Below are 17798 nucleotides of genomic sequence, written 5' to 3' on the forward strand. Positions count from 1 at the left end.
CTTTTATTTTTTGGGGGAAACTATCATGATTTTGTGTTTTTTACTCTTTCATGAAAATTATTAGATTGTGAATAAAGTACATGTAAAGCGAGTGATTTTGAAAAATTTGTCGAATTACTCCTTCTAATTAATCTTAATATTGTACCGCCAGAACAATAAATGGCGTATCTCGATGTATTGGTTACATTGTTAGTCTAATTTCTTTGTGATATTATGAGCTTAATAACAATAAATGGCATATTTTTTAGATGAAGGAGGATAATATGAAAAGAAAAAAAGTAAAGCTAATACTAATTTTAGGGTTACTCTTATCCGTAAGTGGTGTCTTTTCGAGTATTCCTGCAAGCGCTTCAAATGATGATTGGGGATTTGGATTTACAATTCAAGCGAATCAAGCTAATTCTAGGTCTAGTGCGAGATATAGAGAAACAACTAAGACCAATAATCAATGGAAAGTAAATATGCAGAAGTCTGGTGAAGGTGGAGGAACAATTACTAGATATTGGTTAGAAGTTCCTAATGGTACTAATGTGTCAACAAGCAAAAACGTAAAACAAGGAGGAGGGGCATATTATACAAATGCATATAGTGATGCCTCTAAAAAGAATGTACATTTAACTGCTGAAAATAATAATTATAATAGAGCAACGTATAGAGTTAGTGGCTATTGGGATGAAGAAACTAATTAAATAATGGATAAAAATGGTCATTTATTGTTATTTCGTAGTAAGAAAGGGGGGAGTCAGATGACATACTATGTGTCACGGCTGAGAAGCGACAAACTTTTTTTAATTTCAGTATTGCTATTAGTTGTTTTTATCAATATAGATTTATACGTTTTAATCGTTCAGAAAAGTAATTATTCGGCAATGCTAAGCACGTTTTTAACAGGGAATTCATTAGGTCATTACGCACAAATGTTAGTATTATGGATCGCTCCAGTATATGTTTTGTTAGGTCCTGCTAGTTGGTACAGTAATGATTGCAAATGCGGAAATGATAAAGTATTGATAACTAGATATGGAAAGAAAAAATATTTACAATCCAATTTATTGATGACATTTATTAGCTCAGCTGTAACAATGGTTTTATTGTTAACAAGTAACTTAGTAAGTTCTATGATTTTATTTTCTCAAAATAAATTGACTCCTTTTGGGAGCAATCCAGCAGAATTTATGGAGTATGGTATTGATGATTTAACCTTACAACTTAATCATCAAGTAGTAACTAATATCGTTTACATAGTAGTTTTCTCTTTTATTTATGGACTGCTTAATGTATTGTTCCTATCAATGAGCTTTATTTTTATAAAAAAGAGCATTACTTTTTTTGGAGCAATGGCTGTATGGTTTTTGTGTACTACCGGAGACTATGCGATAACTTTTGCTATTCAGCCTTTTACAGAATATTCAATGGGATTTCAAGTCTATATTGTAGGAGTTTTTTTTACCATTGTTAGCTGTATTTGTGGTTGCTTGTATTTGTATAAGGTAAAGTCAGATGAATTATAAATTAGTGAAGAAAAGTCTGATTTGCGGACTAATATTAGCGCTGTTGATTGTACTGTATTATCTGCAGCATGGAAAAGATTTAAATTATCCGTACAATGAATTTACTGATATGTTAGGACATGCAAGCTATACCTTCTATGATAATTTGCTCTTTCAATATTTTTTTATTCCTGTATATATAGTTTTTCTACTTGTTCAAAAGGAAGCAAATCCCCAATATGTTATTCGTAGAAAATCAAAAGAAATAAAAGTGTTGTTAGACTATGTAGACTTAGGGTATAACACTATTTTATTTACATTGATTTTAAGCATTCCCTTTTTATTAATTCCTTGTATGTATTATTTTTCTAATCAATTAGAGGAATTTATCCAGTTAGGAATGATTCAGCTATTTTTATATAGTTTAATCTTTTATATAGTGGGGTTATTATTTCATTGGTTAGACAGCTATTTACATAAAAGTTGGATTTCAGGATCAATTATAATCGGGATTTTTTATATGTATTCTTTTTTTAATGAGAAGAGATTTATAATCTATGTGTTTGAGTATAACAATCTCATTCCGTATCACTATACAACGAATGAGATATTAACAAGTGTTTCCCCGAAATCCCTAGTTGTATTATATGTCGGTTTGATTAGTGTCATAGGTATTTCTAGATTATTGATGTGTGAAAAAGAGGAGTATTTTAAATGAAAAAAATCCTTTTGCTTATTATTGGAATAGTGCTTAACTTTTATTGGATTTTTCAACTAGCAATGAAAAATCCAGCTCGAGGAGCGGACTTTTATTACAGTTTAGGGATTTATCCGGAAGAGAACCGTGAGTTATTGCTGTACTGGTGTATTCCACTAATGTTAATGTTTGCTTATCAAGGGAACTATTTTAGTTTTCATACTAAAGGATTTCACCAAAATAAGCTGGTTCGATATTCTTCTAAGCGTGGGTATGTCTTTCTTTTGCTAGTGAAGCATTGCCTATTTGTGACAGGCAGCTTCATTATTTTTAATGCCATATCACTTTATTTTACTGGTATTTTAGGAGTAATGAAATATCAAATCGAGGGAGTGCTATTGTCGTACCTTACGTTACTAACACTAGCAATCATCCACTTTTATTTGAGCATGATATTACCATATATATTCTCTTACTTGATGATAATAGGGATGCTTATTTTGTCATTAGCTGCTACGGAACATGTGACTGGAGAGCTACGGAGATATTTAGTTTTTAATTCATTAATGAGTGTAAGGATAACAGCAGAAGAATGGAGCTATAGCTTAGGTATTCAATCTGCTATTTTATGCGTATGTTTAGTATTGATTTTTATTAAATCAAAAAATTTAGATTTTTTATAGGGAGGATTGTATGATTGAATTAGTCAATGTATCGAAAGAGTTGCAAAAAAAGTGGGTATTGAAAGATATTTCAATAACATTTGAACCAGGTAAGATATATGGTATAAAGGGGAAAAATGGAGCAGGAAAAACGATGCTTCTACGAGCAATTAGCGGATTGATAAACCTTAGTTCAGGAGAGATTATTATCTCAGGAGAAAAATTGCATGAAGATATAGATTTTCCTCGGAGTGTGGGAATTCTTATTGAAAATAATAATCTACTCCCAGAATATACAGGGATTAAAAATCTACAGATGTTGTCAAAAATAAAAAAGGTAGCGACCGAGGAAAAAATTATTCAAACTCTCGAATCAGTGGGATTAGACCCATATGATAAACGAACAGTGAAAAAATATTCTTTAGGAATGAAACAACGTCTTTCCATTGCGCAAGCTATTTTTGAAGAACCCGATATTATCCTGTTAGATGAACCCACTAACGCTATTGATACAGAAGGTGTTTTAGATATACGAAAACTATTAATAAATGAAAAACAAAGAGGAGCAACTATTGTGATAGCTAGTCACTCGGTAGAAGATTTATCTGAACTTTCTGATGAAATTTTACAAATGGAGAGTGGGCGAATCAAAGATGACTAAAAAAAGAATGGCGATGATCAGCTTCTTTTTTGTGTTACTGATTGCCGTAGGATATAGGGTATATATGTCTTATTTTTTTGATCCGTATGTTCATTATCGAAATTCAAATATAAGTGGAAAAACATACAGTTTTGAAAGTCCTTTTATTTTAAAATCAAATGAAGTTGAGACAGGTTTTTATGATGTTCATGTAACGGAAGGAAGGATAAGTAGTATTTACGGCACTTTAAATGTGAATCAGGTGTTTTATAATTATTTCTTTGATAAAAATACAGAAAACAGGCTTGAAGAAAAAGGGGGAATCAAGTTGATTCCTTCAGAGTTCAAGCCACTAAAAACTACAAATCAAGGGATTTTATTAGAAAATAAATATGGTGTATTTCAAGTTGAATCTGAAATACCGGAAGGTAAGTATGAGCTGTCAGTGAATAGTGACTCAGGAGACAGTAGATTTTTCATACAAATTTTATTTGATCCGTCTAATGTAAAAGAATCATATAGTGTTAATGAAAAAGCCAACAAGAAAATAACAATAGAATTAAGAAAAGGCGAGCTTCTAGAGATCACACCAGATAATCAATCTAATTCAGATTTCATTATTAATTTAGGCTATGTAAATAAAGCTAAGTAAAGCCTTATACCGTACGAATGAAAAAACAAGGACGATGTTGGAAAGTAGAAGGCGCATACGCAGTGACAATCATTATAGATAATATAAAAATTGACTATTTACTTACCATTTATCTGCTTAATACAACTATAAAAATATAGGTGGGAATGTAAGTGGATTCAATAAAAATAGGCAACTAAGCGCTAGCCAATTTTTAAAGAAGATTCCACATCAAACACATAATGGAGCAATAGCAGCAATCTTTCCAGCCATAAATAGATCGACAACGCCGTTGTCGGCTACATTACGAGCAATTAGACAATAGGTATTTTTATGTGTTATAACCAATGTTTTTAACTAACAACTAATGTTTGTAATTTAGGTGAGTTAATATAAATATGTATATTAACAAACGTTTATTCCTACGTTCCTTTCAATGAACATTTGTTTTAAGCAATGGAATAACATGGTTATTCTTTGTTTATGTTATGACTGTTCTTGTAAATCAAATATGAACGGCTTAGGAGACTATAATAGTAAAAATAAGAAAAGCTAAAAGGAGAAAAAATGGAGATAGATAATCTACTGCTTATAACAACCAGACAAGAATTACGTGACTGGCTAAACGTAAATAGCACCACAGAAAAATGCTGCTGGATCATCGTCAGTATCAAACCAGAGCCAAATAAAATCCAATATCTAGATGCTGTAGAAGAAGCATTGTGTTTCGGCTGGATCGATGGTATCAAAAAGAAAATATCAGAAACTCAGACTGCTCAACGACTGTCACCAAGAGCGAAAAAAAGTCCATGGACAGAATTGAACAAAGAACGTGTCCGTCGACTTGGAAAATTAGGATTGATGACTGAGCAAGGGAGAAAAGTCCTGCCTGATATGACAGAGGATTCATTTCAAATGGATGAAATCATTGCAGAAAGGCTAAAAGAAGATGCAGCAGTATATGAAATCTTTCTGAATTTCCCAGAGTTATATCGCCGAATCCGTATCGATACGATCCAAACCTATAAACACCAACCAGAATTATTTGAAAAACGTTTGAATAAGCTGATTGAGAATACAAAATCAAAAAAAATGTATGGTGCCTGGCATGATGAAGAGCGTTTACTTGAATAAGCAACAAATATTTGTAATTTAGATGAGTTAATATTAATAATAACAAATGTTGTTGTGTTTTTATAATTAAACTGTATCGTTTTTCAATTTTATTTCTTTAACATCACACAAGAAAATGGAGGGGAATTATGAAGAGAACCATTACATTAGCAAATGGTGTCGAAATGCCACGTGTTGGCTTGGGTGTCTTTCAGATGACACCTGATCAAGCTGAAAATGCCACGAAATGGGCTTTGGAAGCTGGATATCGTTCCATCGATACAGCTCAGGGCTATAATAATGAAGAGGCTGTTGGCAAGGGGCTGATTGCAAGCGGTGTACCACGAGAAGAAGTCTTTATTACGACAAAAGTTCGGGCGAGTCAGCTTGGCTATGAGGCAACAAAAGCAGCTTTCTATGCGTCTCTTGAAAAACTGCAATTAAACTATATTGATTTGTTTCTCATCCATTGGCCTAAAACTGGTTTGTACAATGATGCTTGGCGTGTCATGGAAGAGCTTTATGAATCTGGCAAGATTAGAGCCATTGGTGTTAGCAATTTCCTACCTGAACATCTTGACCAATTATTGATAACAGCTAAAATCACACCCATGATTAATCAAATTGAAGTTCATCCGATGCTCACTCAAGTTGCAGAACGGCAATACAACGATTCTTTGGGTATCATAACGGAAGCTTACTGTCCGCTTGGTAGTGGTCGTCTACTTCGCCATCCAGCTCTCCTTAAATTAGCTAAAAAATATGGTAAAGCAACTGCCCAACTCATGATTCGTTGGGAAATTCAAAATGATATTGTAACTATTCCAAAATCTGTCAACCAAGATAGAATCAGAGCTAATTTGGATGTTTGGGATTTTGAGATTTCAGAGGACGATATCCAACTTATCAATGATTTGAATGAGAATAAACGTGTCGGCACGGATCCGCATCATTTCATGGGAATTTTCTATGGTGATAGGAAGCAGCCTAACTACGTCCTGAGTGATTGGGAAAAAGCATTAGAATAATAATACAGAACCGCTGAGTTTGAAATAAAACTCAGCGGTTTTTCACGTATGGATACTATACTCAAATATCTAAAAAATAAAACACTTTTGGCTGAGTTTGGGAGGACGCCTTCAGATGGTGTGGTAAAGAATTTGACAGATTTTACTGCATCAACTTATATATCTGGAATTTATTTTCTGCAAATTTCGACCGGTTTGAAGGCGCAGGTTAATTTTTCTATCAGTCAGTGGGACAACGGGTGTTGATACTGACTATGCTAAAAATATGTTTGGTATCTCTACGTAGCCAAACGGTGTTTTAGTTGAAACTAGTTTTTGGTTTAAAATATACCTCTTTTTTTTATGTAGGATAGTTTTTATGAAATAGATAGTATGCTATTTATTGTTGAAATGCCAGTTAAGTTTACCTTATTAAAATCACAGCTCGTAATGTACTAACAATAGCGTTAAACATAAAGGGAAAGAGGGTTAATACATTATAATGTATCTTGTTAATTGTTTGAAAATAAGTTTGAGTTAACCTAACAAATAGTTTTACTATTTGATAAAAAGTTGGTCAGGATATTACAGTCGAAACAACGTATGATAAATAAATGGAATAAAATTAGAATTGAGGATTATCTTTGGTTACCCATTGTTTATTTGTTTTAAATTGATTGATACTTGTTGGGCAATAAGCGAACTTATCCATCGGTAGTTTGGCGCGGCTGGTGCAGCAAGAGACAAATAGCGCACACTATTCTGCATGTCCACTAAAACCACACTACTGCCAATTCTTGTTTCCACCTTCATGAGGACTTTCTGATAATTCTTATAAGGCAGCTGCAACAAGAGAGGAATTGTTTTTGTTAGAAGAGAGAGCTGATTGCCTTCATATCAGCAGAAGGACTGTAAATAATGATCTTTTATCTGTCTACGATAAATTAGATGTGAATTTAACTGTTTCTACTATTATCCAAGCTATTGAATTAGGAATTACCAGGGTGGAAGGATAGTAAATTCAAATTTTGATAAATTATAAATTAGGATTGAGAGATGGAGTTGACCTGATGCAATAGTTAAATAGTGTTAAAAAAAGAATAGCTCCTAACGGACTGAAAGCAGCATAAAACGCACTAAAAATAAGGCTCAATAAGAGATGATATTGGTTGTTAACTGCTTAAAAAGCTATGAGTTTACTGAAATGATTAGACAAGTATTTGTTACTAACTAGAAAAAATTGTCAGGATGTTATAGTTGGCGTTAGGTAAAATAAGTATATGTAAACGAATGGAGAGGAAACGTGATTTCAAATGAAGAGACGTAAAAAGAGGCTGAGACAATTAGTTATAGCATTCTTGTTATTGAATACGATAGTTCTACCTATACAAAATATCGTACTGGCAGATGAATTTTCAACTGCAGAAGAAGTTGTTACAGAGGAAACAAAAATAAACGAATTTGCAACAGTAGAGACGAAAAAAACTAATTCAGAGAATATGGAGAGTGAAGCTGCACTAGAAAAAAGTAAAGTTTTAAAGGATACGCCAGATGTTAATTCCTCAGAAAAACAGGAATCTAGTGGAAACTCAGTTCATCAACAGAACGAAGTACATCCTTCAACAAAAGCTGTGACATCAGGTTCGTTTCCTAATGGCTCCACAGCGACATGGAACTTTGACGATGTTACAGGGACATTATCTATTTCAGGGGGGACCTTGGTCAATCCAAATGGCTCATCAATCGACGCCCTTACAGGGAAGAAGATAACTAATATAGTTTTAGAGGATAAGGTGCTTGCATCTGGAAACTGTAACTATCTGTTTTATAGAAGTGCTGCAACAAGTCTGGATTTGAGTAAATTTGATACAAGCAATGTAACGAGTATGTACGGCCTGTTTTATAGAAGTGCTGCAACAAGCCTAGATTTGAGTAATTTCGATACAAGTAAAGTGACGGATATGTCGTCTATGTTTAGGGAAAGTGCTGTAACAAGTCTAGATTTAAGTAATTTCGATACAAGTAAAGTGACGGATATGTCGTCTATGTTTTTTGGGAGTGTCGTAACAAGTCTGGATTTAAGCAATTTTGATACAAGTAAAGTGACGACTATGGCGAGTATGTTTGTGAATAGTGACGCAACAAGTATAGATGTGAGTAAATTTGATACAAGCCAAGTAATAAATATGTCGTCTATGTTTTATGGAAGTGACGCAACAAGTATAGATGTGAGTAAATTTGATACAAGCCAAGTAATAAATATGTCGTCTATGTTTGGTGAAAGTACGGCAACAAGTCTAGATTTGAGTAGTTTCAATACAAGTAAAGTAGTGACTATGACGAACATGTTTGGTAGAAGTGCCGCAACAAGTCTAGATTTGAGTAGTTTCGATACAAGCCAAGTAGCGTATATGTCGTCTATGTTTTCTGAAAGTGCTGTAACAAGTATAGATGTGAGTAAATTTGATACAAGCCAAGTAACGGATATGTCGTTTATGTTTTATAGAAGTGCCGCAACAAGTCTAGATTTGAGTAGTTTCGATACAAGCAAAGTGATGACTATGATGAATATGTTTTCTGGGCTCACCCAACTACAGAATATTACTTTAGGGAGCCAGTTCCAATTTAAGAGTACTGATGCAAATTTGCCTGATCCACCTACAACCGCTGATTATTCTGGGAAATGGCAAAATGTTGGTAATGGAACAGTGAATAATCCGAAAGGCACGTTCGTAGGAACAGCAACTGAGTTAATGTCTACGTATGATGGTTCTACCATGGAAGATACGTATGTGTGGCAACCAATATTACCAGAAGTGAATGTGCAAGATAGTATTTTAATGGTAGGAGAGACTTGGAATCCAGAAAAAAATTTCTTGGGTGCAACAGATAATGCTGGAAATCCGGTAGGTTTTAAAGATATCACTGTAACAGGTTCTGTAGATACAACACAATCAGGAGTGTATTCAGTAGATTACAGTTACAGAGGAAGTACTAGTACAGCGACCGTTACCGTATTAGAAACGATACCTGTATCATGGATTAACTTTTTTGTAGATGGAACAAATGTTAGATCGATTCCTGGTTCGGCGTTAAGCACACCAGAATGGGATCTTACGACAGGTTTATGGGATAAATGGAATCCAGGGACAGTAAAAGTACCTACAGACAAACTTCCTTCGGAACCAACCAAACAGGGATATGAATTTAAAGGGTGGGAAGATACTGCAGGAACGATAGTTGATTTTAATACGTTAGATTTAGATTTAAATAGTCAAAATGAATTTGATTTTTACGCAGCATTCGAAAAAAAGGAATACACAGTAACCTTTGATGTAGACGGCAAAAAAGAACAGGAAGCTGTCCTATTTGAAGAATTAATTGCAGAACCTACGGTGCCAAATAAAGCAGGATATGCTTTTACGGGATGGTATGATGCTCCAACTGGTGGTAATAAATGGGACTTTTCAACCGATACAATGCCATCAAGGAACATAACATTGTATGCACGATTCAACAAGTTAGGGTTTGTGACGCCAGAAATAAAACCAGTCATGCCAAATGTTGTCATACCGATTATGCCAGGAGTAGATCCAATAACTCCAAGTGTTAAACCACCAACTACACCAGGAGAAGGACCAAAGGTTGTAGCACGACCAACTCCAGGGGTTGGTGGGAATAAAACACCTTCGAGTGGTTCTGGCTCAAATACAGGAAATGCGACGATGACTAGTCAAGGGAATACCGCGATAGCTTCTCCAGCAACGTCGTCGCAAGGAGGAAAATTAGCGAAGCTAGGAGAAAACAGTTCCCTGCTTCTCCAAGGATTTGGATTGCTGTTGGTACTCAGTGGCATGATTTTCTTCTGGAAGAAGAGAAAGAGAACACATTCTTAATAAGCAAAAACGAATATATAAATGAAACCACGCCTCCTACTTTAGAAAAAATTAAGTAGGAGGCGTGGTTATTTTGAGCATGGCGGTGCTACGCTAGAACGATAAAGATGTCGGGAGTTATTAAAGCGTTGGTGTGAAGAAAAGCTGAATTAGAACATTTAGGCACACACTCGATGCGAAAAACATTTGGCTATCACCTCTGTAAAAATGGTGTGGGATTAGAATTAATTCAAGTCTTATTAAACCACTACTCTTCGATACATCGGTATCGAGCAGGAAAACAAAGATCAAGCGATTAGTAGCCTGGGATTATAATGGGTTTTGGATAAATATACGTTTTATACACGGCTTGTTTTTTGAAAAAATGTTTTAATGTTGCGAATAGGACTATGAAAACAACTTTTTTTGTGACGTGTTATTTTTAAATGTATAGAATAGTGTATATAAACACATAATGTGAATTTTTGAGCATTGATAAATATGTTTCACTCAGATTATGGTGACAAAAAATGCTTTTTTAGGCAAAAATAGGTCGTTCATGACAAGAATCGGACATTTCATTACATTTTTGGTTATACATTCTTTTTCTGTGCTATACTTTTTAGCAAAGGCGGTGAACATATGAAAGCGTTAAAATGGGGAGTGGCAGTAGGCTTAGGGGTGCTTTCTGTTACATTAATGGGTAGTTCTAGTGAGGCTAGTATAGTTACTAAAAACAGTGAGCCTACTAAATTTCAAGATTGTGATAAAGAAACACAAGCTATTATTAAGTCTCTAGGATTCTCAGAAGAAAATGATTACTATCAGTCTACATATGTAGATAAGGAGTAAATACATAAAAAGGGAGAGTAACATAATGAAATTACTATCAAAATTATTTTTAGGTTTTATGTTGATTAGCGTAAGTATTAGTATTCCGTACGGAGTAAATGCGGAAGAAACTATAGTAAAAGCAGATGATACTAGTGAAAAAGTGGAGTTTAATTCACTGTCTGATGAAGAAAGAGCTTAGTTATCTAGTCAAGGATTTTCTGAGAAATAAGAATATCAACAAACAACAATTATTGAAATGCCATTAAAAGCAGGAGTTAGGGCGTTAAATGTTATTAATTATACTGCTGGAACAAAAAAAGTAAATGCAACAACAGGCTATACAATTTATGTTATTACGGCTTCAAAAGCTGGTTTTTTGGAATTAAATACATAACTAACCTATGGAACAAGCAAAAAACGTTCCACAGTTGTTCCATATGGTGCGCCTAAGAGCTATGGCGGAGGGATTTATTTTAGTTATACAGGAAAGAAAAAATATTTCGCTTGTAGCACGATTACTCAACTTTGGACAAGGATGGGTACTGGAACAGCTTCTGCAAAAGCTGGAGGTGTAACTTTAGGTAAATGATAGAATTGAAGTGTTATTGTTTAAGTGAGCGTAAAGAAGATGAAATAGATCTTGAGGTGTTTAAAAGCATTTCGACGCAACAGTTCAAAGATAATTATGCCTTCTTGAAAGAAAAAAAAGTGGATATCAACGTATACTTCTATGATGAAGATACAAAACCTTTTATAGAGAATGACTTAGTACAAGGTATTCTTGCAAAAGAAGGGACCATTCATTTTCCCCTGGTTATAATGAATGGGAAATTAGTGAAATCAGGACAACTATTATCTGTCAAAGAAATAGAGGATATTTTGGATATAGGGATAAGTTTGCAAGTAGCTGACTACGAAGAATAAAAGAAAATTTTTTACCAGGTAAAGTTTTCATTCGATCGTTGGGAAGAAACCTTTGTAATAGATGAAATGAAACGTAGATAGAGAGCCTCCACTATCAGCCGTGATATGATACCTGTGTGAGCAATCAATAGGGCAATTGTATTAATAATAGAAGCTTTATTTTTGGGAATACTATTAGCAGGAATATTTTGGTTGGACAAAGAGATAAGCTTTTATTCTAAGTTTGTTAAGGAGAAGTAGAATAAATATTTCAGTGAAAAGTGAACGTCGCTAACTTACTAAGACTAATAGTCTTGATACTATGGGTGCTATTTCTTTTTATGTTTACTGGATACACATTTCTCATACTATTGAAAAATACCTTCATTCATTTTGTCTAGATGAATGAAGGTATTTTTTATTTTGGACAGAAGTGGCAATGGATATAGGTTATGTCCAAATTATAAAGAACCATAGCCCAAGATATAATCACTTTTTTTTTCATAGATACGTTTAGCTATACGATTTTCTGAATTACCTTCAATAGTATGCACAGAATTATTTTCCACTTTTTCTACAATCCCAACATGATCACTAACCGTATCACCATCCCAATCAAAGAAAATAATCATACCTGATTGAGGATTATCTTTAGTTACCCATTGATTATTTGCTTTAAATTGATTGATACCTGTTGGACAATAAGCGAATTTTTCCATCGGTAGTTTAGCTTGACTGGTGCAGTAAGAGACAAATATCGCACACCATTCTACACGTCCAGTAAAGCCATACCACAGCCAATACTTGTTCCCACCTTCATGAGGACCTTCTGATAATTCTTTTAAGGCAGCTGTTACAAGAGCGGAATTGTTTTTTCCAGAAGAGGGAATGGATATATATTGTTTAATGAGTTGGCTATAAAACATATTCCCATATGCATATCTGTAGTCATAATTTAGTGCAAGTGCGACAGGATTTTGATAGGATATTGTTTTTCCGTTGGATTGCTTTTTAGAAAAAGCTATTGCGAGTTCTAGTGAATATGTTCTTTCACAAAAGGATAAGTAGCCGCTGCCATAATTATATGCCTGACAAATAGTGAGAAGATCATAATCAGGATATTTTTTCCACATGTCTGCGAAATACTTTACCCCGATTTCGATGGATTGTTGAGTATCAGTAATGGTATTAGGTGCCCATCCTTGAGATTCACTACATTGAAAAATATCAGGTGTTTTCTCGGCATTGCCACCAGATTCCACCATAATTATTCCTAATAAATACGGAACTGCTTCTGATATCTCATTCTTTTGGGCTTCTTTTTGAACAGCGTCTTTCCAGCGTAAGACAGCTGCTGGTAATGAGGCGGATATATCTGAACCTGATGCAGGTATACTATCGCTAGACCCTCCGATAATTAAAAACAACAAAAGAAAGCAGAAAAGTAGTGCACCTCCAATACTAATTTTAGTTAGTTTCATTGGAACCTCCTTCATAGCTTTCGTGTCTTAGTGAAGAAAGTTCATCCATTAATTGTGTTGCTTCCTCCGCTGTAAGTTCGCTTTTGATAGCTGTTGGAAGCTCTTGAAAAGATTGATTAGGGTCATTTTGTACAGTAGTAATGGAGTTATCATCCCTTTCATCAGAAGACGTAGCATAATAATGATTGGTTGGATCAATATGTGTTGCTTCTGATTCTATTTCTAAATAATCGTCTATATCTTCGGTTGAGATTGTTGGAGGAATAGTTTCATTCGGTTGAATCTCTTTATCGGTTTCCATAGAAGTAGCAGAGTCCGTGATAGTCTTTGATAGATGCTCTTCTTCATTTTTCGAAGAAGGAAAATCAGACGTAGTAGGTTCTTCTCGTAAGAGGGACTCATTTTCTTCTTGATTGGAAGAGGTAGATGTTTTTGGCTGATTTGCCTGCAATAGAAGGTTATCTTCAATTTCATTCGTACGATAAGCTCTTTCTAATTCTATTCCTGAACGAAGATAATCATTTTCGGCATGACCTGTTCTATATCCTTGTTCATCATGTTGATTTTGTTGATGTTTCCATTCGGCTTTTTGTTGCTGTCGTTTCTGCCAAGCTGTTTTTGGATTTAGCTCCATTCCTTGCAAAGAGACTTTACCTTGAGTTAGTGCGCGGATAATTCGACCTTTATTTTTCCAAACAAATAGACCGAGAACAACTTTTACTGCTAGTCCAACGAGCATAGTAATAATATTCGTTACCACAAAGAATGAATCTAATAAATTAAGAATGGAGAATAATAACCCAAAGGCAAATCCCAGTCCCACTTTTCCAGCAAATAATGTGCCTAGTAAGAGGAAGCCATTTTTTAATAGGTGATGATAGTTAGGCAGCAAGGATAAAAAGAGTAGTGACGGAAATAAAAAAATCAGCCCGTATAGTAAGAGCTGAATTAAGACATTAGCGATACCTATGAGTAATATAACTATCCCAATGACCACTAACATAATTAATGTATTAATAAGCACCACAATTTTTTCCGTCATACGATTGGACGTGAGGTAAGAGTTGTCCCTGGATTCTTTCTTGATTTTATCCTGAATTATCTTAACTGCAGCATCATTATAAGCAGTATCTTTTTTTACAAGATAACGCTCAAACTGTTCTTTGGTAAGATTAGTTTTCCCAAAGTTAAGGAGCGCATAAGGTTTCAAAATAAATTCATCGAAAATGACATTCTGAATATTTTCTGTTCCATTTAAATGGCTAGTGGTTCCAATTAAGGTTTTAGCAGTGCTGCTTTTGGCATTAGAGGTACTATTATTTGTAAGGTCAATAAGTTGTCCTTGGACGTTTTGAGAGAGTGAATTTACTTCTTGAATTTTTCCAGCACCATCTTGAAAAAAGACTAGGCTACCAAAATAAATTAATAGGAAGACACATAATCTGGTAAGTGCTTTTGCAAACCCTTTACTCATAAAATCATGAACCATTAATACGATTACAGCTGTGAAAATTAAAATACCTAAGATCTCAAAAAGACGACTATAAATGGAAGAGGCTGTTGTAAAGAGGCTAGGCAATACAGGTGATAATAAATTGAGATTGAATAATTGGTCAACAACATAATCCAATGCAAGAACAAGGTATTTAATTAGCCCGAAAAGGAGATTAATCAACGCATTTAGAACACCTTGTAAGTTTTCATTCATATCCCACCATCCACCTTTTTCAAAAAAAGATTGATAGCTATCGATATTGAAGATATCTTTTAACATAGGAAGAAACCTCCTTTCTCATTGGCTAAAAGCCATTTCTGCTGTTGCGGAATGGGATCTTTTTACAGTTTGGAACATCTGGTGTAATTCTTCATAAGGGCAATACACCAACATTTTCCCGACACGTCCTCGAAGGTCTAGGTAAAGGCAATGATATTTGGGAAGATTTTTTAACCAATCTATATTTTCTTCACTGAGTTCGAGACCCAAATGCTTCAAGATTTCTTTTCGTTCGTCTTTGTCATCAAAAGCGAAAATACGTCCAAAATTTCCTGTATCATCTTCTTCGGCGGTATCTTTTACAGATTGGGTTACAATGATAAGGGTATTATTAAAACTTCTTCCAACACGGCGCATGGCTTTAATAATAGCGCGTCCATTTCTTGAACTATTAAAAATCCAAGACTCATCAAATAATACAACGGTTGTTTCATCACGATTGCGCAATCCAAACAACTCACAGAACTTGCCAATACACATCATTAGCATGACCGATTTTCGCTGTGTGGCACTGTAATCATGGCTAGGTGTTTCAGCTCGAGGCATATCTAAACCTAATACTTCTAGAATAGTGATTTTTTTGTCTAAATTTAATCCCTCATTTTCTCCATAAGAAAATGCAAGTTCCAATATAGACCCTTGCACAGATTTTTTGATTAAATTTGCGGTATCTCGCACTTCTTCTTGTTCATTCTCCAGCATAGCATCAAGGACATGAAGCAAACCTACGCACTTGCCCTTTTCACGTTCTTTTAATACTGCATCTATACCATCTAATAGTGCTAATCGTGATTTTTTCTCACGAGCATTGCTGAAATCATAAATTTCTTCAAATAAATCTTGTGCCATATCTTTGGCAGCTACTTGATTTTGGATAAAACAAAATGGGTCTAGAACCCCTTTATTCTCTACAAGGTCAGGATCAAGCCTAACTTGATGGAAATGTGTACGTATAAATTCGCAAGTAGCTGGGAATTGTTTTTGGTTTAGTGGATTATTTATGACCTGCATTATCCAATCAAAGAATTCACTTTTTGGGTCAACATAGAGTCCTTTTCCTTTCATTAGTGAATAGATAAAGAAGATGAATTTTGCAAGATAGCTTTTGCCATTCCCAGTGGGTCCTGTGATAGCGATATGTGGACTATTTGCTTTTTTGTCTGCAATGTCATTTTGATTACCAATGGTTGGATTTAAGAAGACTGGTTTTCGGCTAGTATAAGCAATTTCTTTCGGTGATAAATTTCGGGTATTTTTCAGTTCTGAAATCATACCAATAGGAATACCGATATTATCACCAATACGGTTATCTACTGCTAGCATCATCTCCGTTATCCCCTGAACAGTCGTATAATGTAACCAATTTTTCTGTCGTTTTAATGGATTGCCAGGTAATAATTGATGAAATAGAGGAACTTGATCTGCCAAACCTTTAACTAAGGTGACATTTCTTGATTCTGCCATAGAGATAACAGAGCGAACACGACTACGACATTCTTCGGCATCTTGCCCAAAGACATAAAATACACCCAACCAACGTATAACAGGTATTTTTAAATCAATTTTATTGTTTAAGTCAGTTAATGCATATCGATTGAATTTACTAGATTTCATTTCAGCATCTCCAAATGAATTCATTTCTTTTACACTATTTTTCAATCGTTTTCCTGCGCGAGAAGATTTGCCCTTTAACCCTCTAGTCCCTTTTAAAGGTTCAAAGCATCCTTTTATATGGAATCCAACTGGAAAAGGCAAACTTTGTAGTAATTCAACCACATGATTGTAGGCTAAATTTGGTGCAAACTGGTGAATAGGTAAAGTCTCGATATAACTTGTTCCCTCAAAGTTACGAAGTTCAAGTAACCCTTGCTCCTTTATAGGATCAATTAATGTATCAGTGAGAGAATAAGTATCTTTTTCAGTAACATCCGTTGAAAAAGAAGTGGGCATACCACGGACATAGGGATAACGACAGACTTGGATTAGTTCTTGTTCTGTCAAACGTCGTGCATTTACTGTGCCAACTAACTGAAAGATTTCTGCTTCTAAAAGGCGATAGCGCATTAAAAAATCAGCATCAACTGTTAATTGATACTGATTGAGAGCAAGAATTTTTCCAACGCAAAAATCAAGTAGTTCTTGGAATTTTCCTCTCATCGAAGAGGCAGAAGAGACACTAGATAGTTTAATACCTACATATAATCTTTCTGTAGTCATTATGCGCAACTGAGTTTCAAAGTTCTCTAACGTACGTTCAATAATATTTTTTGTGACATCATCAGCAATAGGGTCACCATCTTCTGAAAAGGCTCGGAGGCGTTCTTCTAAATTATAGGCATGGGGATTTAGAAAAAGCTCGAAGTCTTCGAACTTTCGTAAACTTTGTAGAAATTGGTTCCATTTCTGTTTTTGCTTTTCTTGTGCTTCTTGATTTTGTCCAATAACATAATCACTAGGGCAGCTAAAATAAGCCCATACGTCATTAGTCGTTGTAATTAATAGGTTTTTATAGATGTGTCCTAAAGGCTGTTTTAATTTCATGTGTTTCTTCCTTGTATATTTAGATTACTCAATCATTTCAACTATTCCGTTTTATGTAGTCGTTATTTTATAATTGAGTTAGGCGCTGTGGATTAGTTTATCTTCCACCGGATTCCTTCGGAATACTGTTTCAGAAAGGCTCTAACCACA

Annotated in this window: 17 protein-coding genes and 1 pseudogene; 14 read left to right on the forward strand and 4 right to left on the reverse strand. The window is 34.6% G+C overall.

What is annotated here, in order from left to right; genetic code table 11:
- Nucleotides 1-263 precede the first annotated feature (263 nt).
- The 9 genes from BCR25_RS14300 to BCR25_RS21005 all read left to right on the forward strand — a co-directional run bounded on the left by BCR25_RS14300 (nucleotide 264) and on the right by BCR25_RS21005 (nucleotide 6507).
- Nucleotides 264-689: a DUF2712 domain-containing protein gene (locus tag BCR25_RS14300; protein ID WP_069664274.1), complete on the forward strand. Its 426-nt coding sequence runs from the start codon at nucleotides 264-266 to the stop codon at nucleotides 687-689.
- A gap of 57 nt (nucleotides 690-746) precedes the next feature.
- On the forward strand, nucleotides 747-1511 hold the full coding sequence (locus tag BCR25_RS14305; RefSeq protein ID WP_069664275.1) for a hypothetical protein: 765 nt from the start codon (nucleotides 747-749) through the stop codon (nucleotides 1509-1511).
- On the forward strand, nucleotides 1501-2208 hold the full coding sequence (locus tag BCR25_RS14310) for a hypothetical protein (RefSeq protein WP_069664276.1): 708 nt from the start codon (nucleotides 1501-1503) through the stop codon (nucleotides 2206-2208). Before BCR25_RS14305 ends, BCR25_RS14310 begins: the two co-directional genes overlap by 11 nt.
- Nucleotides 2205-2870, forward strand: a complete 666-nt coding sequence (locus BCR25_RS14315; protein WP_069664277.1) for a DUF2705 family protein — start codon at nucleotides 2205-2207, stop codon at nucleotides 2868-2870. Before BCR25_RS14310 ends, BCR25_RS14315 begins: the two co-directional genes overlap by 4 nt.
- A gap of 10 nt (nucleotides 2871-2880) precedes the next feature.
- Complete coding sequence (locus BCR25_RS14320; protein WP_069664278.1) at nucleotides 2881-3510, forward strand: ABC transporter ATP-binding protein; 630 nt, start codon at nucleotides 2881-2883, stop codon at nucleotides 3508-3510.
- Entirely contained in the window at nucleotides 3503-4141 is a 639-nt protein-coding gene (locus tag BCR25_RS14325; protein WP_069664279.1) for a hypothetical protein, read from the forward strand. Before BCR25_RS14320 ends, BCR25_RS14325 begins: the two co-directional genes overlap by 8 nt.
- Before the next feature lie 546 nt (nucleotides 4142-4687).
- Nucleotides 4688-5254 carry a YdeI/OmpD-associated family protein gene (locus BCR25_RS14330; protein WP_069664280.1) on the forward strand — a complete coding sequence of 189 codons (567 nt, stop codon included), beginning with the start codon at nucleotides 4688-4690 and terminating at the stop codon, nucleotides 5252-5254.
- A gap of 128 nt (nucleotides 5255-5382) precedes the next feature.
- Nucleotides 5383-6261 (forward strand): aldo/keto reductase, encoded by an 879-nt coding sequence (locus BCR25_RS14335; RefSeq protein ID WP_069664281.1) that lies wholly within the window; start codon nucleotides 5383-5385, stop codon nucleotides 6259-6261.
- Between the two features lie 48 nt (nucleotides 6262-6309).
- The gene (locus BCR25_RS21005; RefSeq protein WP_425429364.1) at nucleotides 6310-6507 is read left to right on the forward strand and encodes a hypothetical protein; all 198 of its coding nucleotides are present in this window, start codon (nucleotides 6310-6312) and stop codon (nucleotides 6505-6507) included.
- Between the two features lie 381 nt (nucleotides 6508-6888).
- Here BCR25_RS21005 and BCR25_RS20455 read toward each other — a convergent pair whose 3' ends face one another.
- Nucleotides 6889-7053, reverse strand: a complete 165-nt coding sequence (locus tag BCR25_RS20455; protein WP_169819026.1) for a hypothetical protein — start codon at nucleotides 7051-7053, stop codon at nucleotides 6889-6891.
- A 500-nt stretch (nucleotides 7054-7553) separates the two neighbouring features.
- On the opposite strand from BCR25_RS20455, the gene BCR25_RS14340 reads away from it, so the two are divergent.
- The 5 genes and pseudogenes from BCR25_RS14340 (at nucleotide 7554) to BCR25_RS14355 (ending at nucleotide 11873) form a co-directional block, all read left to right on the forward strand.
- Entirely contained in the window at nucleotides 7554-10136 is a 2583-nt protein-coding gene (locus BCR25_RS14340) for a BspA family leucine-rich repeat surface protein (RefSeq protein ID WP_083242702.1), read from the forward strand.
- Nucleotides 10137-10285: 149 nt separating this feature from the next.
- Nucleotides 10286-10451, forward strand: a pseudogene (locus BCR25_RS20000) (tyrosine-type recombinase/integrase); the annotation flags it as partial.
- A gap of 306 nt (nucleotides 10452-10757) precedes the next feature.
- Nucleotides 10758-10967, forward strand: a complete 210-nt coding sequence (locus tag BCR25_RS14345) for a hypothetical protein (protein WP_069664283.1) — start codon at nucleotides 10758-10760, stop codon at nucleotides 10965-10967.
- Nucleotides 10968-10992: 25 nt separating this feature from the next.
- Nucleotides 10993-11148 carry a hypothetical protein gene (locus tag BCR25_RS20595; RefSeq protein ID WP_211272514.1) on the forward strand — a complete coding sequence of 52 codons (156 nt, stop codon included), beginning with the start codon at nucleotides 10993-10995 and terminating at the stop codon, nucleotides 11146-11148.
- A gap of 386 nt (nucleotides 11149-11534) precedes the next feature.
- Nucleotides 11535-11873 carry an arsenic metallochaperone ArsD family protein gene (locus BCR25_RS14355; protein ID WP_069664284.1) on the forward strand — a complete coding sequence of 113 codons (339 nt, stop codon included), beginning with the start codon at nucleotides 11535-11537 and terminating at the stop codon, nucleotides 11871-11873.
- A gap of 440 nt (nucleotides 11874-12313) precedes the next feature.
- Here the strand turns inward: BCR25_RS14355 and BCR25_RS14360 are convergent, their stop codons facing one another.
- Genes BCR25_RS14360 through BCR25_RS14370 form a run of 3 tightly spaced genes read right to left on the reverse strand, consistent with a single transcriptional unit; the run spans nucleotide 12314 to nucleotide 17648 of the window.
- Entirely contained in the window at nucleotides 12314-13333 is a 1020-nt protein-coding gene (locus BCR25_RS14360; protein WP_069664285.1) for a lysozyme family protein, read from the reverse strand.
- Nucleotides 13320-15107: a CD3337/EF1877 family mobilome membrane protein gene (locus BCR25_RS14365; protein WP_069664286.1), complete on the reverse strand. Its 1788-nt coding sequence runs from the start codon at nucleotides 15105-15107 to the stop codon at nucleotides 13320-13322. Before BCR25_RS14365 ends, BCR25_RS14360 begins: the two co-directional genes overlap by 14 nt.
- A gap of 18 nt (nucleotides 15108-15125) precedes the next feature.
- A complete protein-coding gene (locus tag BCR25_RS14370; RefSeq protein WP_069664287.1) occupies nucleotides 15126-17648 on the reverse strand; it encodes an ATP-binding protein in 2523 nt (840 codons plus the stop codon).
- Nucleotides 17649-17798 lie beyond the last annotated feature (150 nt).

The organism is Enterococcus termitis (assembly GCF_001730305.1).
Classification (GTDB): Bacteria; Bacillota; Bacilli; order Lactobacillales; family Enterococcaceae; genus Enterococcus_L; species Enterococcus_L termitis.

Coding starts and splice junctions, on each gene's coding strand:
- BCR25_RS14300 (WP_069664274.1), top strand. CDS start 264: ATGAAAAGAAAAAAAGTAAAGCTAATACTAATTTTAGGGTTACTCTTA.
- BCR25_RS14305 (WP_069664275.1), top strand. CDS start 747: ATGACATACTATGTGTCACGGCTGAGAAGCGACAAACTTTTTTTAATT.
- BCR25_RS14310 (WP_069664276.1), top strand. CDS start 1,501: ATGAATTATAAATTAGTGAAGAAAAGTCTGATTTGCGGACTAATATTA.
- BCR25_RS14315 (WP_069664277.1), top strand. CDS start 2,205: ATGAAAAAAATCCTTTTGCTTATTATTGGAATAGTGCTTAACTTTTAT.
- BCR25_RS14320 (WP_069664278.1), top strand. CDS start 2,881: ATGATTGAATTAGTCAATGTATCGAAAGAGTTGCAAAAAAAGTGGGTA.
- BCR25_RS14325 (WP_069664279.1), top strand. CDS start 3,503: ATGACTAAAAAAAGAATGGCGATGATCAGCTTCTTTTTTGTGTTACTG.
- BCR25_RS14330 (WP_069664280.1), top strand. CDS start 4,688: ATGGAGATAGATAATCTACTGCTTATAACAACCAGACAAGAATTACGT.
- BCR25_RS14335 (WP_069664281.1), top strand. CDS start 5,383: ATGAAGAGAACCATTACATTAGCAAATGGTGTCGAAATGCCACGTGTT.
- BCR25_RS21005 (WP_425429364.1), top strand. CDS start 6,310: ATGGATACTATACTCAAATATCTAAAAAATAAAACACTTTTGGCTGAG.
- BCR25_RS20455 (WP_169819026.1), bottom strand. CDS start 7,053: ATGAAGGTGGAAACAAGAATTGGCAGTAGTGTGGTTTTAGTGGACATG.
- BCR25_RS14340 (WP_083242702.1), top strand. CDS start 7,554: ATGAAGAGACGTAAAAAGAGGCTGAGACAATTAGTTATAGCATTCTTG.
- BCR25_RS14345 (WP_069664283.1), top strand. CDS start 10,758: ATGAAAGCGTTAAAATGGGGAGTGGCAGTAGGCTTAGGGGTGCTTTCT.
- BCR25_RS20595 (WP_211272514.1), top strand. CDS start 10,993: ATGAAATTACTATCAAAATTATTTTTAGGTTTTATGTTGATTAGCGTA.
- BCR25_RS14355 (WP_069664284.1), top strand. CDS start 11,535: ATGATAGAATTGAAGTGTTATTGTTTAAGTGAGCGTAAAGAAGATGAA.
- BCR25_RS14360 (WP_069664285.1), bottom strand. CDS start 13,333: ATGAAACTAACTAAAATTAGTATTGGAGGTGCACTACTTTTCTGCTTT.
- BCR25_RS14365 (WP_069664286.1), bottom strand. CDS start 15,107: ATGTTAAAAGATATCTTCAATATCGATAGCTATCAATCTTTTTTTGAA.
- BCR25_RS14370 (WP_069664287.1), bottom strand. CDS start 17,648: ATGAAATTAAAACAGCCTTTAGGACACATCTATAAAAACCTATTAATT.